General features: G+C 56.5%; 18 protein-coding genes. 9 read left to right on the top strand and 9 right to left on the bottom strand.

Features of this window, described 5'->3' with window-relative positions:
• Positions 1-42 precede the first annotated feature (42 nt).
• The gene (locus EKL30_RS04985; protein WP_126706108.1) at positions 43-906 is read right to left on the bottom strand and encodes a VOC family protein; all 864 of its coding nucleotides are present in this window, start codon (positions 904-906) and stop codon (positions 43-45) included.
• Between the two features lie 245 nt (positions 907-1,151).
• Here EKL30_RS04985 and EKL30_RS04980 point away from each other — a divergent pair, with 245 nt between their 5' ends.
• Entirely contained in the window at positions 1,152-1,730 is a 579-nt protein-coding gene (locus tag EKL30_RS04980; protein ID WP_126706107.1) for an AAA family ATPase, read from the top strand.
• A gap of 131 nt (positions 1,731-1,861) precedes the next feature.
• Positions 1,862-3,499, top strand: a complete 1,638-nt coding sequence (locus EKL30_RS04975) for an MFS transporter (RefSeq protein WP_126706106.1) — start codon at positions 1,862-1,864, stop codon at positions 3,497-3,499.
• Positions 3,500-3,548: 49 nt separating this feature from the next.
• On the opposite strand, the gene EKL30_RS04970 is transcribed toward EKL30_RS04975, so the two are convergent.
• The 3 genes from EKL30_RS04970 to EKL30_RS04960 form a co-directional block, all read right to left on the bottom strand.
• Positions 3,549-3,878, bottom strand: a complete 330-nt coding sequence (locus EKL30_RS04970; protein ID WP_126706105.1) for a DHCW motif cupin fold protein — start codon at positions 3,876-3,878, stop codon at positions 3,549-3,551.
• Between the two features lie 87 nt (positions 3,879-3,965).
• Positions 3,966-4,913, bottom strand: a complete 948-nt coding sequence (locus tag EKL30_RS04965) for a hypothetical protein (RefSeq protein ID WP_126706104.1) — start codon at positions 4,911-4,913, stop codon at positions 3,966-3,968.
• Positions 4,914-4,944: 31 nt separating this feature from the next.
• Positions 4,945-5,832: a LysR substrate-binding domain-containing protein gene (locus EKL30_RS04960; protein ID WP_126706103.1), complete on the bottom strand. Its 888-nt coding sequence runs from the start codon at positions 5,830-5,832 to the stop codon at positions 4,945-4,947.
• Between the two features lie 127 nt (positions 5,833-5,959).
• Between EKL30_RS04960 and EKL30_RS04955 the strand changes: the two genes are divergently transcribed.
• The 6 genes from EKL30_RS04955 to EKL30_RS04930 all read left to right on the top strand — a co-directional run bounded on the left by EKL30_RS04955 (position 5,960) and on the right by EKL30_RS04930 (position 12,135).
• The gene (locus tag EKL30_RS04955) at positions 5,960-6,817 is read left to right on the top strand and encodes an NAD(P)-dependent oxidoreductase (RefSeq protein WP_126706102.1); all 858 of its coding nucleotides are present in this window, start codon (positions 5,960-5,962) and stop codon (positions 6,815-6,817) included.
• Entirely contained in the window at positions 6,814-7,830 is a 1,017-nt protein-coding gene (locus EKL30_RS04950) for a Gfo/Idh/MocA family protein (protein WP_126706101.1), read from the top strand. Before EKL30_RS04955 ends, EKL30_RS04950 begins: the two co-directional genes overlap by 4 nt.
• Positions 7,827-8,834, top strand: a complete 1,008-nt coding sequence (locus EKL30_RS04945) for a Gfo/Idh/MocA family protein (RefSeq protein WP_126706100.1) — start codon at positions 7,827-7,829, stop codon at positions 8,832-8,834. Before EKL30_RS04950 ends, EKL30_RS04945 begins: the two co-directional genes overlap by 4 nt.
• Positions 8,835-8,890: 56 nt before the next feature.
• A complete protein-coding gene (locus tag EKL30_RS04940; RefSeq protein ID WP_126706099.1) occupies positions 8,891-9,868 on the top strand; it encodes a tripartite tricarboxylate transporter substrate binding protein in 978 nt (325 codons plus the stop codon).
• 98 nt (positions 9,869-9,966) lie between these two features.
• The gene (locus EKL30_RS04935) at positions 9,967-10,869 is read left to right on the top strand and encodes an SMP-30/gluconolactonase/LRE family protein (protein ID WP_199748490.1); all 903 of its coding nucleotides are present in this window, start codon (positions 9,967-9,969) and stop codon (positions 10,867-10,869) included.
• 504 nt (positions 10,870-11,373) lie between these two features.
• On the top strand, positions 11,374-12,135 hold the full coding sequence (locus EKL30_RS04930; protein WP_126706098.1) for an esterase family protein: 762 nt from the start codon (positions 11,374-11,376) through the stop codon (positions 12,133-12,135).
• A gap of 230 nt (positions 12,136-12,365) precedes the next feature.
• Here EKL30_RS04930 and ssb read toward each other — a convergent pair whose 3' ends face one another.
• Together ssb and EKL30_RS04920 are read right to left on the bottom strand one after the other, a co-directional pair.
• Positions 12,366-12,854, bottom strand: a complete 489-nt coding sequence (ssb, locus tag EKL30_RS04925; RefSeq protein WP_126706097.1) for a single-stranded DNA-binding protein — start codon at positions 12,852-12,854, stop codon at positions 12,366-12,368.
• 106 nt (positions 12,855-12,960) lie between these two features.
• Positions 12,961-14,169 (bottom strand): MFS transporter, encoded by a 1,209-nt coding sequence (locus EKL30_RS04920; protein WP_126706096.1) that lies wholly within the window; start codon positions 14,167-14,169, stop codon positions 12,961-12,963.
• A gap of 129 nt (positions 14,170-14,298) precedes the next feature.
• Here EKL30_RS04920 and uvrA point away from each other — a divergent pair, with 129 nt between their 5' ends.
• The gene (gene uvrA / locus EKL30_RS04915) at positions 14,299-17,157 is read left to right on the top strand and encodes an excinuclease ABC subunit UvrA (protein ID WP_126706095.1); all 2,859 of its coding nucleotides are present in this window, start codon (positions 14,299-14,301) and stop codon (positions 17,155-17,157) included.
• A 56-nt stretch (positions 17,158-17,213) separates the two neighbouring features.
• On the opposite strand, the gene EKL30_RS04910 is transcribed toward uvrA, so the two are convergent.
• From EKL30_RS04910 to EKL30_RS04900, 3 genes are read right to left on the bottom strand one after another with little or no spacing between them, the layout of a single operon-like run.
• A complete protein-coding gene (locus EKL30_RS04910; protein WP_126706094.1) occupies positions 17,214-18,350 on the bottom strand; it encodes a deoxyguanosinetriphosphate triphosphohydrolase in 1,137 nt (378 codons plus the stop codon).
• A 9-nt stretch (positions 18,351-18,359) separates the two neighbouring features.
• The gene (gene aroB / locus EKL30_RS04905) at positions 18,360-19,445 is read right to left on the bottom strand and encodes a 3-dehydroquinate synthase (RefSeq protein WP_126706093.1); all 1,086 of its coding nucleotides are present in this window, start codon (positions 19,443-19,445) and stop codon (positions 18,360-18,362) included.
• The gene (locus tag EKL30_RS04900) at positions 19,442-20,053 is read right to left on the bottom strand and encodes a shikimate kinase (protein ID WP_126706092.1); all 612 of its coding nucleotides are present in this window, start codon (positions 20,051-20,053) and stop codon (positions 19,442-19,444) included. The genes aroB and EKL30_RS04900 overlap by 4 nt, the downstream gene beginning before the upstream one ends.
• Positions 20,054-20,138 lie beyond the last annotated feature (85 nt).

Below are 20,138 nucleotides of genomic sequence, written 5' to 3'. Positions count from 1 at the left end.
GCCAATTCACTCGAGAACGGAGCCATCCAGGCGCGCATCGCTTTAGTAGGAATCGTTCCCGTCGATAAAATCCAGCAGCGAATTCAAGCCAGGAAGAGCGACGACACTGCGTCCTTCTACCTGTCGATGGCGCACGCCCTCCGTCACTGGTACTAAAGCATTCTTGATAGCTTCCGGATCCTGTACACGAAGCGCAATGGCGCCAAAGAAAGACGATCGTCCTAGCGCGTCGCAGGCGAGGTCGCCGTAGCGGCGCAAGTACTCGTCCAGAGTCGTCACAACAATGGAATAACGTGCACCGTCGATGCGCCATTCGCCATGCTTGCCCAATGCAGAAACCTCCGCGCCAGCCACGCTCGCGTATCGCAGTGCGTCGGCCTCAGGCTGCTGGCTGACCACCAATAAGCCGGCCAAGCCGCTAACGGTATTGGCGTGCGTCTGCCAAGGTTCGCGCCAGATCAGTTCTGGCGTCAGGTGCTGACAGAAATAGATGCGTCCGGCTTCAAACTGGTCGGACTCAAAGCGCACTGTACGAAAACGCGCTTCGAAGGTTTCACCATCCAGTTCGACCGCGCGGGAAAATGCATGTAGCGGCTGCAATGACGCGCCGGCGGCGGTGAGCAATGCATGCACTCGGTCTGCATCGTCGCTCCTGAACACCAGTCCATCAATGCCGACAGGGCTATTCAGAACTTCTTCTCGTAATTTGCCACCATCGGTCGGCAAGCCAATCAATTCCAGGTAATCGTCCTGGAAGACCATTAAGTGATTGACCGATCCCATGGGGTGCCTGCCCTGCGGCGTGAGCGTAAAGCCCAGCGCACGAAACAGGTCCGCTGCACGATCCGTTTCAAATCTGGTGTTGATCACCAAATGATCCAGAGGCATCGCTAAAAATGGCTTCATGACAGGGCCTTCGCGCCAGTGGCGCAAGATGCGACCCGCCTCGTTGAAAAAACCGAGCCTTGGCTTTCCTTTTCCTTCGCCCGCCAACCGTAATGAGTTTCTTTTTCTTTAGACATATCTTTATTATTTCCTGTGGACCTTAACTTACGGGCTGACTACGACTTTGCCCAGCCCGCCTCTTATTTCCATTAGCTTATATGGTTTCCAAAGCGGTACCATGCTTTCTTTGATACTCGGACGTATACATGGCTGAACCCACCGCACTTTTCATATTGGGACACGCCGGAACCGGCAAATCTTTCCTTACCGATCATTTCATCCAGCGCCAGCGCGACAAGGCTTCCGCCTGGTGCGTGTTGGACAAGGATGTGGTTAGCGAATGCTGGTCGGGCGCCATGCTACGTGCGTTAGGCGCGGATCCCAACGATCGCGATAGCCCCTTGTTTAAAGAAAAGGTGCGCGACCTTGAATACTTGACGACGCTCCGAATCGCAAAAGACCAGCTCGACATTGGGCTTAACGTGGCTTTCCCTGGACCCTGGAGCCGGGAGCTTGCCTCGTCTGCGCTTTTCTCCGCCTCGGCGCTAGGGCTGCCCCCAGCCACGCGCCTGCGCCATGTCTGGCTTGAGTTATCGCTGGCCGAGCGCAAGGACCGTATCGCCCGAAGGGCCGACCCTCGCGATCAATGGAAGCTGAATAATTGGCATGCCTATACAGAGGCGCTGAAACGTCCCATACCGGTTCAGGACGGACGAGTGCCCGTCCTGGACGCCAGCCTTCCCTTGGAAAAGCAGCTCGATGCGCTGGACGCCCTGCTTCGCTAACGTCCGCTTCCAGCCTGGTCATCGTCCTTACATGGCGTCCCCCTGCACCGGTGGACACAGCCAGTGCATCCAATGCGCTACTGCTACAATAAATTTCGTGTAACGAGCGGGCCTGCACAGGAGATACCGAGGTGCCCCAAAGAGCGTCCCCCTTAGCCCCGTTTCGACACGCCAGCTTCCGCGCCCTATGGACCGCCACACTTGCGTCCAATCTTGGCGGCCTGGTGCAGGCAGTCGGAGCCGGCTGGCTCATGACGACAATTTCCGATTCGGACGGCATGGTCGCCCTTGTACAGGGGGCTACCACCCTTCCCATCATGATTTTCTCGCTGGCAGCGGGTGCGCTTGCTGATAATTTCGACCGCCGTAACATCATGTTGATCGCACAGATCATCATGATGGTGGTATCGGCCGGGCTCGCCCTCTTTGCGATCGCCGGAGTGCTCACCCCCTGGCTGTTGCTGGCCTTCACCTTCTTCATAGGCTGCGGCACCGCACTGCATAATCCGTCCTGGCAGGCATCAATGGGCGACCTCGTTCCGCGTGAAGACCTGCCCGGCGCCGTATCGCTGAATTCCATGAGCTACAACCTCATGCGTAGCGTCGGGCCTGCGATCGGCGGCTTGATTGTCGCCTTGGCGGGGGCTGCATTCGCATTTGCCTTGAATGCCATCAGTTATATACCGCTTATCTTCGCGCTCGTACGATGGAAACCGCTGCGGCCGGTGCGCACCCTGCCAAGGGAAGACTTCGGCAGCGCAATCTCCGCGGGCCTGCGTTATATCGCCATGTCGCCCAACCTGTTAAAGGTGTTGTTTCGGGGTTTCGTCTTCGGCTTGGCCGCGATCTCCATCCTGGCCTTACTGCCACTGGTCGCCAGAGACTTCGTTGATGGTGGCGCCTTCACCTATGGGTTCATGCTGGGCTGTTTCGGGGCGGGCGCCATCGGAGGCGCATTGCTGAATGCGCGGGTGCGCGAAAGCTGGAGCAACGAAACGATTGTGCGTGCTGCATTTCTAGGTTTCGCAGTTTGCGTCGTGGTGCTCTCGTTCAGCCGTAATATGTGGCTCAGCTGTCTGGCTATCATCCCGGCCGGAGCGTGCTGGGTGCTGACCTTATCGCTCTTTAACGTCACGGTGCAGCTTTCGACCCCGCGTTGGGTCGTAGGACGCGCGCTCGCGCTTTATCAAACCGCCACGTTTGGCGGCATGGCCTCAGGCAGCTGGCTGTGGGGCGTAGTGGCGGACATCCATGGTGCTGATACGGCGCTGATCGTAGCCGGCATTGTGTTGGTTCTTGGAGCCCTGATAGGGCTGCGCTTCGCCTTGCCCGAATTTGGCGCATTGAACCTCGATCCGCTCGATCGCTTCCACGAACCCGAACTACGGCTGGATTTAAAACCGCGCAGCGGCCCGATCATGGTCATGGTGGATTATGAAATCGAACAGGCTGATGTGCCGGCCTTTCTTACTGCGATGGCTCAGCGCCGCCGCATCCGCATCCGCGATGGCGCACGCCAGTGGTCTCTTCTGCGTGACCTTGAAAATCCCCGGATATGGGTTGAGAGCTATCATGTGCCCACCTGGGTGGAATATGTACGGCATCATCAGCGGCGTACCCAGGCGGATGCCGGCCTATCGGACAGGCTTTTGGCGCTTCACCGCGGCACAGAACTACCGCGCGTTCATCGCATGATTGAACGCCAAACCGTGCCCATACGCGACGATACGCCCTTGAAAGGGCATACAGGCGCTACCGATTTACATTGATATGTTGCATTTTCCACGGGGAATCGAAGGTCGCTTTACCTTTAGCGAATTAATCGATGATGAACAATTTCGCGCCCATTATCGTCGATGAACGATGCGGCTCGGCGTGATCTGCAACTTGATAACTCATGCCCGGCTTGAGTACAAATTCGCGGCCATCCTCGAGTTCGGTGTGTAATTCGCCATCCAGACAATACAAAATATGCCCCTTGCTGCACCAATGATCGGCAAGGTAGCCAGGCGAATATTCGACGATCCGTGCACGGATGTCTCCGAAATATTGCGTGCGCCAGCTTGCTTGACCAGTTTCACCCGGATGTACCGTTGCGTCGATCTCTTCCCATTTGGTGACTCCGAACGGGATATTATGCATTTCCATAGGTTTTCTCGTTCCTGAAAATCATTGGGGGGGTAATATGGCACGCGAGTTCTTGAAAGTAAACAACAGGCCTATTCGACGGGTTATTTACATTTTCCGGCAATCTGCTTCCAACCTATTTCCTGCCGAACATGGCGATAGTGAATCCAGCAACGTAAACATGACCCACCCATCGATTGTTTCGTCAGGTTCCAGCCAGCGGCAACCGGTCTGCGCAACACCTTGAGCGGCAAGGTTGAAGGCATTCGGCACGTGAGTTGCGGGCTCGATACATAGATACGGCCAGCCCTTCGGCTTATGAAGAACGACATGTTCCAGCGAGGCCGAAGCTATCACGCGAAGCTCCTGACCAGCGGCGCCATCACACAATGCTGCCCGACCTTGCCAATGCTGATAGAAATGCGTTAAATCGTGTTCGGCCCAGTCTTCGTGGCTGGGGCGAAACTGGCCACGAGCGACAGGGCCGGGAAGCCCTACGCTCTCGGCGTTCGCCGGCCAGAAAGTTCGTGCAGAAAAGCTTAGGCGATCGTGCGCATTCCAACGTAGATAGGGATGCAGGCCCAACCCTGCGGGCCAAGCACACCGGTCAGTATTGCGGCACGCAAGTTTGATTGTGAGCGTCGCGGTGGTTAGCTCAACCACCATCTGCGTTAAAAAACGCCAAGGCCAATGGGCATCGGGTTCGTGCGCATAAGAGAGCCTTGCGGTGTTCCCGCTGACGTCATCAACGGCCCATGCCCTGCGTTGCGCGATCCCATGCAAGGCATGCGGGTCCGAAGCAGAATGCGGCGTCAAAAGAATTCGGCGGCCATCCACTTCGAGCTGTGCATTGGCAATACGACCGGAAAATGGCACCAGCGGGTAGAGGCCTCCTTTGGCCCAGGCATCCGGAGCATGCGCGTTTTCATCAAACGGAAAAAACAATGCACGTGAAGCGCCAGCAGCGCCCACAAGGGTGCACTGCGCGATACGAGCGCCCAAACCGGGCAAAAGACTGGCATGGGCCTGGCCCGAACGCAACTCAATGCGAAACATATCAGTGGCTCCGGATAGTTGGCGACGAGCCTTAACCACGCGGGGGCGCGGAAACGCCGCGCACGACCTCCAGCATGCTGGCCAGTAGCGGCGAGGAGTTATTCTGAAGGTAGAAGCAGTGTAAATCCATCGAGTACGACTCGCTCACATTCAACGGCCGATAGACCACGCCCGGAAGTTGCACATGGGTCATCGATTCGGGCACAAGGCTGACTCCAACGCCCACGGCGGCAAGCAAGGTTGCGGTCACCATGTTATTGGAAGGTGGGGTCATACGCGGTACAAACCCTGCTTTGCGACATATTTCGACAAGCTGCGATGCCGCCGTAACTTCGGTGCCAGGGATGAACGTTTCATCTCGCAACTCGCCGATGTCCAGCCACTCGCTCTGCGCCAAAGGGTGCTCTTCGCTGATGGCGACATAAAGCCGTTCACGGCATACCGGTAGAACTTCAATGTCCGGTTCAGAAGGCAACATCCGCTCAAAAACGATGAGGACCTGTTTGCGGCGCAGCGCCTTTACCTGCTCTGGCGTTTGCGCGTAGTGCAGGTTCAAGGCGACATCCGGGTGCGAAATCTTGAACTGCCGCAGTATTCGGGGAACGGCGCCGTAGATCGCTGAACCATAGAGGCCGACATCCATCTGCCCGGATTGTCCCAGACCCGCCTTCCGCACTTTGTCGCGGGCTTGATGAAGCAGGTTCTCGATGCTGCGCGCATTATCGAGCAAGGCGACTCCGGCCTGGGTCAGCGTCATCCCCGTTGCAGTGCGGTCGAATAAACGCGCCCCCAGTTCCGCTTCCAGAGCATGGATATGACGGCTCAGAGGAGGCTGCGATAAACACAGCCTGGCCGCGGCACGGCTCAATTGCCCTTCCTCGGCTACTGCAATAAACGAGGTCAACTGTTTAAGATCCATACCCACCCTTGCAAAACCCGTAAGACCTATTACTTATTTAGCATTAGCGCAACGCGTATCAATGAACCATACTTCGCGCAACAATGAACCAGACTTTAAAGCATCGACATCAAGAGCGGCGAAAATTATGACTTCCCCTGTTTCAGTTGCCTTAAGCGGCGCAACCGGCAATCTTGGTCGCATCTTACGCAAGGCCTTGCCTGAACTCGGATATACGCTGCGCAGCGCCGGCGGCCGCAGCGTGCCGACTCCCCTTTTCCCGAATGAAGACGTCATGCATGGCGACCTGCGTGACCCCGGAGTCGTCGACCGACTGCTCCAGGGCGTCGACGTGCTTGTGCACATGGCTGGCACCAGCGTTGAACGACCGTTGTCGGAAATCATCGACAACAATCTGGTCGCTCTACATGCCGTCTATGAAGGCGCCCGCCGACATCGCGTCAAGCGCATCGTCTTTGCCAGTTCCAACCATGCGTTTGGCATGCACCCGGTGGACCATACCTTGCGCCGGGGGGCGTGTTACCGCCCCGACGGCTTTTACGGCCTGTCCAAGATGTGGGGCGAGGGCATGGCGCGCGTGTACTGGGATAAGCACGGCATCGAGTCGGTTTGCCTGCGCATCGGCACTGCCTCGCAAGGCCCCCCTGAAAATCGCCGTCATCTGAGCACCTGGCTAGGCGCTGAAGACCTTATCCACCTGGTGCAACGTGCAATCGAGGCTACCGACGTCGGCTACACCGAAGTGTGGGGTATATCGGCCAACAGTCGTGCTTACTATGACATGACCGAACCCAATGAGATTGGCTACTCGCCGCGCCAGAATGCGGAGAGGTGGGCCGACGAAGTCAGTTCGATCGCCGCCCATGCCGACCCCGTGGCCTCGCACTATCAGGGCGGCGCATTTGTCGTGGATGACTACACACCGGCTACCGCTCGCCCCGTTCTTGCCCGCAAGGACAACGGCGAATTAAAGGAAGCACCATGATCAAGTTTGCTGTTATCGGCTTGGACCATCGCCATGTCTATCACCTCATCGAAGAGCTGCTTGCGGCAGGCGCGAGTTGTGTCGGCTACTGGACGCAGACCTCCGACCCGCTTGTGCTTAAGGGCGTACAGGAACGTTTTCCCCAGATCCCTGCTATCGAGGATCGCCAGGCGCTGTTGGAGGATGCTGACATCGATCTTATCGTAACGGCAGCAATCCCTTCGGAGCGCGCTGGAATCGCAATAGAAGCAATGCGGCACGGCAAAGACGTTCTTACCGACAAACCAGGCATTATCGACTTCGAACAACTCGCTCTCGTCGAGCGCACGGTTCGAGAAACCGGCAAAATCTTCTCGATATGTTTTTCCGAGCGTATGGTGGTTCCCGCGGTGCAAACCGCCTTGCGACTTGTGGCCGACGGCGCTATTGGCGACGTCATCCAGACGCTTGGCATGGGTCCGCACCGCTTGAACCGCGACATCCGTCCCGACTGGTTTTTCGACACCTCCGCCTATGGCGGCATTCTGATCGACATTGCCTCTCACCAGATTGACCAGTTCATGATGTTCACCGATTCCGAAGACGCAGAGATCGTTCATGCGACGGTGGGGCATTTCGGGCCGAACACCCCCGAATCGTTCCAGGATTTCGGCGAGATAACGCTGCATTCGCCTAGCCGGAGCCGGCGTGGGTACATCCGGGTCGACTGGTTCACGCCCGACGGTTTGCCCACATGGGGAGATGGCCGATTGTTTGTACTGGGTACCGAAGGAAGCCTGGAGCTTCGCAAATACGTGGACCTCGCGGGCCGTTCCGGCACAGATCACCTCTACCTCGCCGACAAAGAGGGCACGCGCTACATCAATTGTCAGCACGAACCCCTGGTATTTTTCCGCCAATTCATCGATGACGTCCGCAACCGCAGCGAGACCGCCATGCGCCAATCCCACGTCTTTACCGTCAGCCGGCTTGCGCTCGAAGCCGACGCGTTTGCGCGAGGAGCCACACAATGAAGCAACTCGGTGTCGCACTGGTCGGGCTTGGCCCCGGATCACAGCCGCACATCGCGAGCCTGCGCGACCTGCGCGACGAACTGGATCTTCGATGGGCTATTTGCCGTGATCCCTCGCGAGTTCCAGCGGGTCCGCTCGACAACTGGGTAACACCCAGCACCGACTTGGATCGTGCTCTGAGCGACCCACGTGTCGATATGGTCATCGTTGCAACACCTGCCGCAACCCATTTGGATATTGCGGGTCGCAGTTTAGCCGCCGGCAAGCACACCCTCGTGGAGAAGCCGCTCGAGGTTTCACTTGCACGCGCGCAGGAGCTTGTCCAGCGCGCCGAATCCAGCGGCCTGCGCTTTGGCGTGGTCCTTCAACATCGACTGCGCCCTGGCGCTCAGCGATTGCGAGAGCTGCTCGCAAGCGGCGACTTGGGCGAGATACAAGCCGCGTCGCTGACCGTACCTTGGTGGCGCTCGCAAGCCGGATACTACGATGCAGCCGGCCGGGGCACCCGTGCGCGAGATGGAGGGGGAGTATTGTTGACACAGGCTATTCACGCCATCGACCTGTTTCGCAGCCTGCTAGGTGTCAAACAAGTCGTCGCGGCCCAGGTCATCACGACTGACATCCACGCCATGGAAACCGAAGACTATGTCGCCGCCCTGCTGACATTGGACAACGGTGCGCCAGGCTCGATCACAGCCACCACCGCCTCGTATCCCGGCCGCGCCGAATCACTCGAGATCATTTGCCTGAAAGCAACCGCAAGACTCCAAGGCGGTCGCCTGGATGTGCATTTTCATGATGGCAGGCACATATCTGTTGAAGCCGAGGGGAAATCGGGCAGCGGCGACAGCATCATGGACTTTTCCCCAGCGGCACACAAGGCCTTGATTTCCGATTTCGCGCAAGCGGTACGAAGTGAACGACAACCGCTCGTTACCGGCATGGAAGCGCTGAAAACACACCAACTTATTGAATTGATCATCGCAGCCGCAGTACCGAAGTAAAGACTCAAAACAACAAAACAGCTTTTAATTCGAAGCACAATAAAAGGAGACTCCATATGAAGCGCATTTTTTTATCCGCTGCTGCAGTAATGTTGTCGGCACTTGCCGTCAGCCCTGCCGCTTTCGCCAGCGGTGATTATCCCAATAAGCCGATCAAGATCATTGTTCCCTATCCGCCCGGCGGCACCTCGGATGTCTTGGGTCGTTTATTGGGCAATAAACTGAGCAACAACCTTAAACAGCCCGTCATTATCGAGAATAAACCTGGCGCCGCCGAAGCCATTGGCGCAAGTGCAACCGCCACGGCTCCGGCCGATGGCTACACACTGATGCTGGCAACACTCTCCAGCATGGCGGTCAATCCGGCTCTTTACAAAGACGCACTGATCTACAACCCGCAAAAGGATTTTCGCCCAATCGCTCACATCGCCAGCGTGCCCGCGGTGATGGCCGTCAACCCCAAAGTTCCGGCGAAAAACCTTTCGGAACTGACCGCGTATTTCAAAGCAAACCCTAACAGCAGCTATGCTTCGCCAGGGGTTGGATCCCCCGGCCATCTTGGCATGGAGATGTATAAGCAAAACGCGGGCATCAATGTGTTGCATGTACCTTACCGGGGCGGAGCGCCCGCCATGCAAGACTTGATTTCCGGCCAAGTGGACGCGATGTTGGTTTTGGTTCCGGAAGGCATGCCCCACCACGAGTCAGGGCGCGTAAGAGCGTTGGCCATATCGACGCTGGAACGCTCCGGCCGGTACCCCGATCTTCCCACCATGAGCGAAGCCGGTCTTAAAGACTTCGAAATCTTTCTCTGGTATACCCTCGTCGCTCCGAAAGGCACGCCCGACGGCATCGTCAACACGCTGAATGATGCGATTAATGTCGCCCTGAAGGACGATGAAATTGTCGCCAAACTGAAGGAACTGAGCATCGAACCGGAAGGCGGCTCGCCCGAAGATGCGGTGCAACTTGTAAACCAAGAAGCGATAAAGTGGAAAAAGCTGATTGACGCCCGGGGCATTACCGCCCAATAACAGCAGGGAATGCATTCGTTCTTTAGCCGCTGCACGCCCGTTCCGATGGAACGCGGCGTCGACGCGCCCCGATGTCTTCTCGCCTACACCAAATAAACATGTTGAACGTTGAACTCATTGTTGACGCCCGTTGCTCGACCGGAGAAAGTCCCGTATGGGATGCGGCCGGCCAATCACTTTGGTGGGTCGATATTCCCCTCGGGCGCCTGCATCGGTGGCGCTCCGTCGACGGAGCAGTCAGTACCTGGACAGCACCTGAAATGCTCGGGTGCATTGCACGCAGCGGCGAAGGCTGGGTCGCCGCTGCGCAATCCGGCCTGTTTCGTCTGACGCCGCACGACGGTGGCGTACTCGATTTTGAACTGATAGCGAGCGTAACGCATCCACACAGCGGCATGCGCTTCAACGATGGCCGTTGCGATCGCCAGGGCCGACTCTGGGCAGGCACGATGCTCCTCGACATGGCCAAAGCAGCGGCCGTGGGGGGGCTTTACCGCCACACCTTTGAAGACGCTTCGTGCAACGCGACGCTGCTGAATCCACCCGTCGTCCATGGGCTGATCGTTCCCAATGGACTGGCCTTCAGTCCCGATGGACGCACCATGTACCTGTCTGACTCACATCCATCCGTGCAGGCAATATGGACTTTCGACTACGACCCGGACGCCGGTTTACCGTCGAACCGCAGACTATTTGTCGATATGAAAACATTGCCGGGTAGACCCGATGGGGCCGCCATCGATGCCGATGGCTGCTATTGGGTCTGCGGGAACGACGCGGGCTGCGTACATCGTTTCACCCCGGACGGCAGGCTCGACCGAACCATCCCGCTTCCTGTAAAAAAACCCGCCATGTGCGCCTTCGGTGGGCCGGGACTGGAAACGCTGTTCATCACGTCAATCCGACCCGAAGGAGACGTGTCAGATCAGCCGCTGGCTGGCGGCGTGTTCGCGGTACGGCCAGGAGCCGTTGGTCTGCTTGAACCGGTTTGTAGAGGGTGAGCGCGGCGAAACTGGGCTGTTGATGTTTCGCAGTAATGCAGCGCAACCGCCCTGCTGCGCTCAGGAAGACCCAAACCGGTGACTAAGACTCGAAGTAAACGAGTAAAAACCCAGTAGAACGAAGTCATACTGGGCTTTGTTTACATCAACAGAGTTGGAAATCCCTAATACGGTTCTTCCGACCAACAACCATGCTTCAGACAGCGGCGCTTGGCCTTCGTTCATGTCAGGGCTTCTACTTTGATCGGCCGGGCCGCAGCTGACGAGCAGGCACAACGTATGCTCGTTTCTCTTCGGTCCGAAGCGCAAGGAGATACTTCTTAATAAATTCGGTTAGTCACATGGAGGCGGGCGGCGGAAGCTTCGGTAATTTTGTCGGATTGGACGCTCTTTTTGAGGAGACACCAGGTGAACACGAAACTATTATCGATTACCTCTTGCGCGATAGTCCTGGCCGCATTAACTCCAAATGTTTTCGCCGCCAGCGAAATCATTTCGGACAGTATGAACTCGAACACGCTTAGCAGAGAGCTAAAGTTCAAAATATATTTACCCGACGGCTATAAAGAAGCCTCAGACACTTATCCCGTCATATATATGTTGCACGCTGGGGGAGTTGATGAGTCTTCCTGGGTGAACGAGGGTGGAATCAAGGTCACGGCCGACACCCTGATACAGCGCAAAGAATTGCGGCCGTCCGTCATTGTGATGCCTACGTTGGGGCCCGTATCCTGGTATGTCGATGGCAACAGCGAAAAGACTGAAACAGCTTTTATTGATGATGTGGTGCCCTATATCGAGGGCAAATATAGGATTAGTCCAGACAAAAGCAATCGATCGATAGCAGGTATGTCTATGGGATCCTATGGCGCACTTAACTTATCCCTTTCGCATCCGGAAATGTTCTGTGCCGCGGGCATTTTGGTCCCCGCAATATATGAGCCTTTTCCACCTAGCTTTTCGACCGCGCTTAAGGCCCCTCAGTTTACAAAAGATGGGAAATTTGACGAAGCAGCTTGGACGAAGGCGTTATATCCTGCCCGCATGAGCGCGTATAAAGAGGCAAAGTCGATTGTGCCAATGTGGATTGAGGTCGGCGATCACGACCGGTTTGGCGTTGTTCCGGCCGCTGCCAAACTGTACTCAGAGTTAAAGTCGTATCAACCAGAGGACGTTGAGCTTCGCGTCGTTGACGGCGATCATGACTGGTTTGTAACCCGTGAGTCAGCCGTTCACGCGCTTCGGTACATGAGTCGTAAGTGTTAAGGTCGCAGATATACGCTCGCCATCAGAGAAAATAATGAACGGCAGTCGATAAATTCTCTTCTCCGTACTTCTTTTCTGATAAAAACGCAACAAAATGGATGGTAGCGTATATCCATTGCATCGATGTAGTAGTTACACCGACCGTAAAAACCGAAAAACCGAAAAACCGAAAAAACCAGCAGTTACGCTGGTTTTCGAGATAAATACAACATTCGTACTAAAGGTGGAAATTAGAACGGAATGTCGTCGTCCATATCGGCCAGATTTGCGGCTGGCGACGCTTGCGGAGCAGAGGGACGAGGTTGTGCCGGACGCTGCGCACGAGGCTGAGCCGGTGCCTGGTTATAGTCGCCACCACCGCCGCCCATGCTGGCGTCGCCTTCACGGCCACCCAGCATTTGCATTTGGTCGGCAACGATGTCGGTGCTGAAACGATCGGCGCCGGTATCCTTGTCTTGCCACTTGCGGGTCTTGAGGCGCCCTTCTATATAGACGGAACGGCCTTTTTTAAGGTATTCGCCGGCGATTTCGGCCAGGCGGTTATAGAACACCACGCGATGCCATTCGGTTTCTTCGCGCTTTTCACCCGAGGTCTTGTCTTTCCATTGCGAGGTAGTCGCAATGGAAACGTTACAGATAGCCGCACCGTCGGGGCTGTAGCGCACTTCGGGGTCTCGTCCGAGATTACCGACGAGAATGACTTTGTTTACTGAGGCCATGACAATACCCTTAACTTTAAAAATTTCACATTGATGTAATTATCGACGATAAGCACACCGTTTTCCATAGGCCTGCGTACTATCACGATGGATCAGAATAGTCGCATCAAGGAGGCGACCGGAATCCCCGGGCGGTCAAAAACCAGGCGAAAGCCAATGCAGCCGAAACCAGGAAGACGGCCGGCGCACGATCATACGAAGCAAGCAGGCCGCCCACCACCCCACCGGTAAATATCCCTAGCGATTGGGCCGTATTGTAGAAGCCTAGCGCCAGACCCTTATATTCAGGCGGTGCCACCCGTGACACCAGCGAGGGCTGCAACGCTTCAAGTATGTTAAATGCAATGAAAAAGCCAACCAGCGCCGTCACGAAAGCAAAAAAGCTGTGGCTGGCCAGGGGCATCAGTGCCAGCGCCACGACCAGGCCGGCCACGGCGATCTCCATTGCAATTTTATGCGCATGCCGCGTTTCTGTGTAGAACACTGCGGGCACCATCAAGACAAATGACAGCAAAATAACGGGTAGATACACTTCCCATAAGTGGGCCGAATCATAGCCGCCAAGGGTAGCCAGTAAGCCTGGAGCAACGATAAATATGGCCATCAGAATGAAATGCAGGCAAAACACGCCAAAATTCAACCGCAGTAAATCCACATGGCCCAGTACATCGCGGGGACTGGCTTGCACGATAGGCGCTTTCGCCAAAGGCACGCCCGGAACCACGAAGGCGGCGATCAACAGGCAGACGAATCCTAGCAGGCTGATCGCCCAGAATAGACCCGACAGGCCGAATTCCCCAACCAGCATAGGGGAAAGCACTAGCGATACCGCGAAGGAAATGCCGATGGAACTACCCACCAGCGCCATGGCGCGCGTACGCACTTCGGGACGAGTGGCATCCGCCACCCAGGCCGTAATTGCCGCTGAAATTGCCCCCAAACCCTGAATGATCCGTCCGGCAATAATCCAATCTACGTTCGGCGCCAGGGCGCACATCACGCCGCCGGCAATAAACAGCAGCATGCCGAAAACGATCACTGGTCGCCTACCGAAACGGTCCGACGCCATGCCCAATGGGATTTGCATGATAGCCTGGGTCAAACCATATGCACCTAGTGCAAGCCCCACCTTGGCCGCATCGTTACCACCCGGGATGGCCTGCGCGGCGACCGCGAAAATGGGCGTCAATAAAAACAAGCCCAGCATGCGCGAAGCAAAAAGCAAGGCCAGTGTGATGCTGGCGCGACGCTCTACAGGCGTCAGCTTAAGCTTGATCCGGGGCGAGTTACCAGCATGGGTACCAGGGGCGTTCATCGAAAACTCAGTAAATTAAAAGCCACATGTAGCGCTGTATCAAATTAAATCGGCGAAGTACTTTAGCGCACGTAATGGCGCTGCGCGCTATAGTAGCAAGTTAGCCTTTGAAAGACCTTAGTGAAATAGATGGAAGCGATCCGCATCCGGGGCGCCCGTACGCATAATCTCAAAAACATTTCTGTCGATTTGCCGCGCCACAAGCTGGTGGTGGTAACAGGCCTGTCCGGATCCGGAAAGTCATCCCTGGCATTCGACACCTTGTATGCTGAAGGACAACGCCGGTATGTAGAAAGCCTTTCAGCCTACGCGCGGCAGTTTCTGCAGCTAATGGATAAGCCCGATGTCGATCTGATTGAAGGACTATCGCCTGCGATATCCATCGAACAGAAATCGGCGGGTCATAACCCCCGGTCCACCGTGGGTACCATCACCGAAATCCACGATTACCTGCGGCTATTGTACGCGCGGGTCGGCACCCCATATTGCCCGGACCATGGCTTGGCACTGGAAGCGCAAAGCGTCAGCCAGATGGTCGACAAGGTATTGAGCTGGCCACCCGAGACGCGTCTGGCAATCCTGGCTCCGCTGGCTCGATCCCGAAAAGGCAGCTTCGAGGATGAATGCGCAAGCCTGCAGGCACAGGGCTTTGTAAGGCTACGGGTCAACGGCGAGATGGTCAGCATCGATGACCTTGCTCCGCTGAAGAAAACCGAAAAACACGACTTCGACGTGGTGCTGGATCGCCTGAGGGTGAAGCCTGAAAGCCAGCAAAGGCTGGCCGAGAGTTTTGAAACCGCGTTGAAACTGGCCGAGGGGCGAGCCATTGCCCTGAACATGGACACCGGCGAAGAGCAGGCCTTTTCCAGCCGATACGCCTGTCCGGTCTGCCACCACAGCCTGACTGAACTTGAACCCCGGCTGTTTAGCTTCAACAACCCAGTCGGCGCGTGCCCATCGTGCGATGGCTTGGGCAATGTGGATTTTTTCGATCCCAAGCGCGTTGTGGCCTTTCCTGACCTTAGCCTGACCAGTGGTGCCATCAATGGGTGGGACCGCCGCAATGCGTTTGCTCACACGCTATTGACGAGCCTTGCTGCGCACTACGATTTCGATATTGAAACTCCCTTCGAAGAGCTTTCTGATGAAATCCGTCAACGGGTTTTATTCGGCTCAGGCGATGAAGAAATTTCTTTTCTCTATCTGAACGAGAAAGGCAAGACGACGATCAAGAAGCATCCATTCGAAGGCATTATTCCGAATCTGGAACGACGTTGGCGTGAAACCGACTCCAGCGCCGTACGCGAAGAACTGGGCAAATATCGGCACACCACAATCTGCCCAGCTTGCGAAGGCTCACGTCTGCGTCCTGAAGCCAGGCATGTTTTGATCGGCAACGAGCCCGGTACGGCCGAGCGCCGGGGTCGCGCGATTTTTGAGGTCGAAGCCTTGTCGCTGTCCGCCTGTCTTGTCTGGTTCCAGAACCTGGAATTGCACGGGGCAAAAAAGGACATCGCCGATCGCATCGTGCGCGAAATCGAAGCACGCCTGCAATTTCTGAATAACGTCGGGCTCAACTACCTGTCGCTGGACCGCAGCGCGGATACGATCTCGGGTGGCGAAGCGCAGCGTATACGCCTTGCCAGCCAGATAGGCTCGGGCCTTACCGGTGTGATGTACGTGCTGGATGAGCCATCTATCGGCCTGCACCAGCGCGACAACGACCGACTGATTCAAACACTGCAGCACCTGCGCGACCTCGGTAATAGCGTTATCGTGGTCGAGCACGACGAAGACATGATCCGGTCCGCCGACTTCGTACTGGATATGGGACCCGGAGCCGGTGAGCATGGCGGTCACATCGTTGCGCAGGGCACGCCGCAAGAGCTGGCCGCCAACGAACAGTCGCTCACCGGCCAGTATTTAAGCGGCACCCGCAGCATCGCCATCCCCGACCGGCGGCCCGTCACCAGCGACCTGCCCTGGTTAAGGCTCAATGGCTGCCGCGGCAACAATCTTAAATCGGTTGACCTCGCCATACCGGCGGGCCGTTTGGTGTGCATCAGTGGCGTATCGGGTTCGGGCAAATCCACCCTTATCAACGACACACTTGCCACCGTGGTCTCACAGCGGCTGCATCGCGCCCAGACGGAACCCGCGCCGTACGACACCCTTGAAGGCTTGTCGCACTACGATAAAATCATCAACGTCGATCAAAGCCCCATAGGCCGCACGCCGCGCAGCAACCCCGCCACCTACACCGGCATGTTCACCCCTATTCGTGAACTTTTTGCTGGCGTGCCGGATTCGCGTACTCGCGGCTACGACCCAGGCCGCTTCTCATTCAACGTAAAAGGCGGCCGCTGCGAAGCCTGCCAGGGCGACGGCGTCGTCAAGGTGGAAATGCACTTTCTGCCCGATATGTATGTGCCTTGCGACGTGTGCATGGGCAAGCGCTACAACCGCGAAACTCTGGAAGTACGATATCGCGGTCACAACATCAGTGAAGTCCTGGACCTGACCGTTGAACAGGCCCTTGCCTACTTCGACGCGGTACCAACGGTATCGCGCAAACTGCATACCTTGATGGAGGTAGGCCTGTCTTACCTGCGTCTGGGGCAAAGCGCCACCACCCTATCCGGTGGAGAAGCGCAGCGCGTGAAGCTGTCGCTGGAGCTGTCTAAACGCAGCACCGGCCGCACGCTATACATTCTTGATGAACCCACCACCGGTTTGCACTTTCAAGATATCGCCCTACTGCTCGAAGTACTCAGAAAGCTCGTGGACGGCGGCAATACGGTCGTGATCATCGAACATAACTTGGACGTGATAAAAACCGCCGACTGGGTCATCGACATGGGGCCGGAAGGCGGAAACGGCGGCGGGCAAATCGTCGGTCAGGGCACTCCGGAAGACATCGCTGCCAACCCCGCCAGCCACACCGGCGGCTATCTGAAGCCCTTATTGAAGAGCAAAGCGCTTATATAGCGCGATCGCGGGCGGCCAAGCGCCCGCGGCCTACCAAACTTGATAGGCGTCGGTGGCTAGCCTGCGGCGTCCATCAAGAACAGCTGCTTATGCTCGCGGATAGCATACCGATCCGTCATTCCCGCGATGTAGTCCGCGATCGCGCGGGCTTGCTCTAGCGGCGCGTCTTTTCGATACTCGCTTGTCAGCAGACGTGGATCGTTGAAAAATGTGATAAACAGTTCGCGCACAATGTTGCGAGCTTTCGTGGTCATGCGCATAACCCGATAATGGCGGTACAAGTTCTCCATAAGGAAACTTTTCAGTTCGTCAGCCTGACGCCGCATCGACACTGAGAACGCAGCCAGCGCGGGCGCCGCGCGCACCGCATCGGCGCTGTCCGGACGATGGTGCTGAATATTAGCCAATGTCGTGTCGGTCAGATCGACGACGAGTGTATTGATCATGGCGCGGATAATCTCTGCTATCAGGCGGCGCTTCTCGATATCGGGGTAGCGGCTTTTTACCTGTGCATGGTGGGTTGCAAAGAGTTCCAACGACAACAACTGTTCAATCGTGATCAAACCTGAACGCAAGCCATCGTCAATATCGTGATTGTTGTACGCGATTTCATCGGCCAGATTGGCGATTTGTGCTTCGAGCGCCGGCTGATTGCGCGATAGGAATCGCTCGCCCACGTCGCCCAGCAAACGGGCGTGCCTGACAGAGCAGTGTTTGAGGATGCCTTCGCGCGTTTCAAAACACAGATTCAGGCCGTTGAATGCTGCGTAACGCTCTTCCAGTTCATCGACGACGCGCAGGCTTTGCAGATTGTGCTCAAACCCGCCTGCTTCAGGCGCAAATTCACGCATGCAGGCATTGAGTTCATCTTGCCCTGCATGCCCGAACGGTGTATGCCCCAGGTCGTGGGCCAGGGATATCGCTTCGGTGAGGTCTTCATGCAAACCCAGATTCCGTGCCAGCGTTCTGGCAATCTGCGCGACTTCAATGCTGTGCGTCAGGCGGGTGCGAAAAAGGTCGCCCTCGTGATTAATGAAAACCTGCGTTTTGTATTCAAGCAGGCGAAAGGCATTGCAATGAATGATCCGGTCGCGGTCGCGCTGAAAGTGACTGCGACCGGCTGGCGGCGCTTCAGCATGTCGGCGGCCTCGCGTGAGTGCCGGATGACAAGCATAGGGTGCAAGTGCAGTCATGGCACTGGCCTATGTCTGCGCGATCGAGACATTCTCGAGCACGCGATGCACAGCAACCAGCGGGGCCGCTTCAAAGCGCGCTTGGCCGATTTCGGGCAAGGTCACAAAACGCAGCTGGCCACCTTCGGTCTTCTTGTCGACCTGCATAAGCTCGATCCAGCGCTCGGCCCCCAGATCAGGAGGCAGGACCGGGCATCCTATGGCAGCCACCAGTGCGCGCACACGTTCCACGCTATCGGCGGACAAGCCGTGGGTCAATGCCGAGAGTTCGGCCGCCAGCACCATGCCGCAGCCGACGGCCTCGCCATGCAGCCATTGGCCATAGCCCAGGCCCGATTCGATCGCATGCCCGAATGTATGGCCAAAGTTCAGTATGGCTCGCAATCCGGATTCCCGTTCATCCTGGGAAACTACATAAGCTTTCAGTTCGCACGATCGCTGAATCGCATAAGTGATTGCCTGTGGATCCAGTGCGCGTAACTTCTCAACATTTTGTTCGCACCAGGCGAAAAATTCAGCATCAATGATCAGGCCGTACTTGATGACTTCGGCCAGGCCTGCAGAAATTTCGCGTGCGGGGAGGGTCGCCAACACATTGGTGTCGATCTCAACCGAAATCGGCTGATAGAAGGCGCCGACCATATTCTTGCCCAAAGGGTGATTAATGCCGGTTTTCCCGCCTACCGACGAATCGACCTGAGCCAATAAGGTGGTAGGAACTTGCACAAAGCGCACGCCGCGCATGTAGCACGCAGCAGCGAATCCGCACATGTCTCCGATTACCCCCCCTCCCAAAGCCACCAGGACGGCCTTTCGATCAAGACGATTTTGTAACAAAGCGTCGAAGATCAAATTTAGCGTCTGCCAATCTTTATGCGCTTCGCCATCCGGTAATTCTATGGATATAAGCCGCTTCCCCGTCTTGGCCAACGCTTGAGAAGCGAGTTCGCCATAATAAGCCGATACCGTTGGGTTACTGATCAATGCTATCGCGGTCGCATCCTCGGGGATACTTTCAGCAAGCCGTTTTAGCCTACCTGCGTCGATATGTATGGGGTACGATCCCCCAGGCGTCTGAACCGGCACCGTACTCATGATTTAACCTCGTATTGTTGAAGCAGTGAAATAAGGGACCGGACCACTTGCGGAACGGGTGCCGAGCCGGTTTCAAATGTCAGGCTGGCCACTTCTTCATAAAGCGGTTCGCGTTCTTCCAGCAAGGATCGTATACGCGCCTTGGGATCTGCGGTCTGCAATAGCGGCCGATTGCGGTCTCGGGCCACCCGGCGATAGAGCTCGTCGGCACTGGCGCGCAAATACACCACCACACCGCGCTCCACCAGGTAGCGCCGATTTTCCGGTGCAAGTATGGCCCCGCCGCCGGTGGCAAGTACAATACCCCGTCGACGGGAACATTCTTCAAGCAACGTGGTCTCACGTTTGCGAAACCCTTCTTCACCTTCGATGTCGAAGATTAACGACACCCTGACGCCGCAGCGCGCTTCGAGTTCATGATCCAGATCGACGAACTCCCGGTTTAAAAGGCGAGCCAGGCTCCGACCGATCGTCGTTTTTCCAGCCCCCATCATTCCCACCAGGAACAAAGGGTGTTCATAAGGCAATGGTGCCACTGCGGGCTCTTCGGGCTCCCCAGCCTCATGGAGGTCGGGGCCGGAACAGTCCAAAGGTAAAGATTGATTCATTTGTGTATTATCCCACTTGCATTCCGACCATACGCCGCTACACTGCATTCTTCGGTTACATAAACCTGATGCGTAAATCATAGTC

It is taken from the genome of Candidimonas sp. SYP-B2681, from assembly GCF_003971065.1.
Lineage (GTDB): Bacteria > Pseudomonadota > Gammaproteobacteria > Burkholderiales > Burkholderiaceae_B > Pollutimonas.
The sequence above is the reverse complement of the archived record's forward strand: the minus strand, read 5'-3'. Positions and strand labels throughout refer to the sequence as shown.

Excerpts from the sequence above, each read along its gene's own strand:
- EKL30_RS04930 (WP_126706098.1), top strand. The coding sequence starts at position 11,374 with ATGAACTCGAACACGCTTAGCAGAGAGCTAAAGTTCAAAATATATTTA.
- EKL30_RS04965 (WP_126706104.1), bottom strand. The coding sequence starts at position 4,913 with ATGTTTCGCATTGAGTTGCGTTCGGGCCAGGCCCATGCCAGTCTTTTG.
- EKL30_RS04980 (WP_126706107.1), top strand. The coding sequence starts at position 1,152 with ATGGCTGAACCCACCGCACTTTTCATATTGGGACACGCCGGAACCGGC.
- EKL30_RS04955 (WP_126706102.1), top strand. The coding sequence starts at position 5,960 with ATGACTTCCCCTGTTTCAGTTGCCTTAAGCGGCGCAACCGGCAATCTT.
- EKL30_RS04935 (WP_199748490.1), top strand. The coding sequence starts at position 9,967 with ATGTTGAACGTTGAACTCATTGTTGACGCCCGTTGCTCGACCGGAGAA.
- EKL30_RS04970 (WP_126706105.1), bottom strand. The coding sequence starts at position 3,878 with ATGGAAATGCATAATATCCCGTTCGGAGTCACCAAATGGGAAGAGATC.
- EKL30_RS04920 (WP_126706096.1), bottom strand. The coding sequence starts at position 14,169 with ATGAACGCCCCTGGTACCCATGCTGGTAACTCGCCCCGGATCAAGCTT.
- EKL30_RS04950 (WP_126706101.1), top strand. The coding sequence starts at position 6,814 with ATGATCAAGTTTGCTGTTATCGGCTTGGACCATCGCCATGTCTATCAC.
- EKL30_RS04945 (WP_126706100.1), top strand. The coding sequence starts at position 7,827 with ATGAAGCAACTCGGTGTCGCACTGGTCGGGCTTGGCCCCGGATCACAG.
- EKL30_RS04910 (WP_126706094.1), bottom strand. The coding sequence starts at position 18,350 with ATGACTGCACTTGCACCCTATGCTTGTCATCCGGCACTCACGCGAGGC.
- EKL30_RS04940 (WP_126706099.1), top strand. The coding sequence starts at position 8,891 with ATGAAGCGCATTTTTTTATCCGCTGCTGCAGTAATGTTGTCGGCACTT.
- uvrA (WP_126706095.1), top strand. The coding sequence starts at position 14,299 with ATGGAAGCGATCCGCATCCGGGGCGCCCGTACGCATAATCTCAAAAAC.
- EKL30_RS04960 (WP_126706103.1), bottom strand. The coding sequence starts at position 5,832 with ATGGATCTTAAACAGTTGACCTCGTTTATTGCAGTAGCCGAGGAAGGG.
- ssb (WP_126706097.1), bottom strand. The coding sequence starts at position 12,854 with ATGGCCTCAGTAAACAAAGTCATTCTCGTCGGTAATCTCGGACGAGAC.
- EKL30_RS04985 (WP_126706108.1), bottom strand. The coding sequence starts at position 906 with ATGAAGCCATTTTTAGCGATGCCTCTGGATCATTTGGTGATCAACACC.
- EKL30_RS04900 (WP_126706092.1), bottom strand. The coding sequence starts at position 20,053 with ATGAATCAATCTTTACCTTTGGACTGTTCCGGCCCCGACCTCCATGAG.
- aroB (WP_126706093.1), bottom strand. The coding sequence starts at position 19,445 with ATGAGTACGGTGCCGGTTCAGACGCCTGGGGGATCGTACCCCATACAT.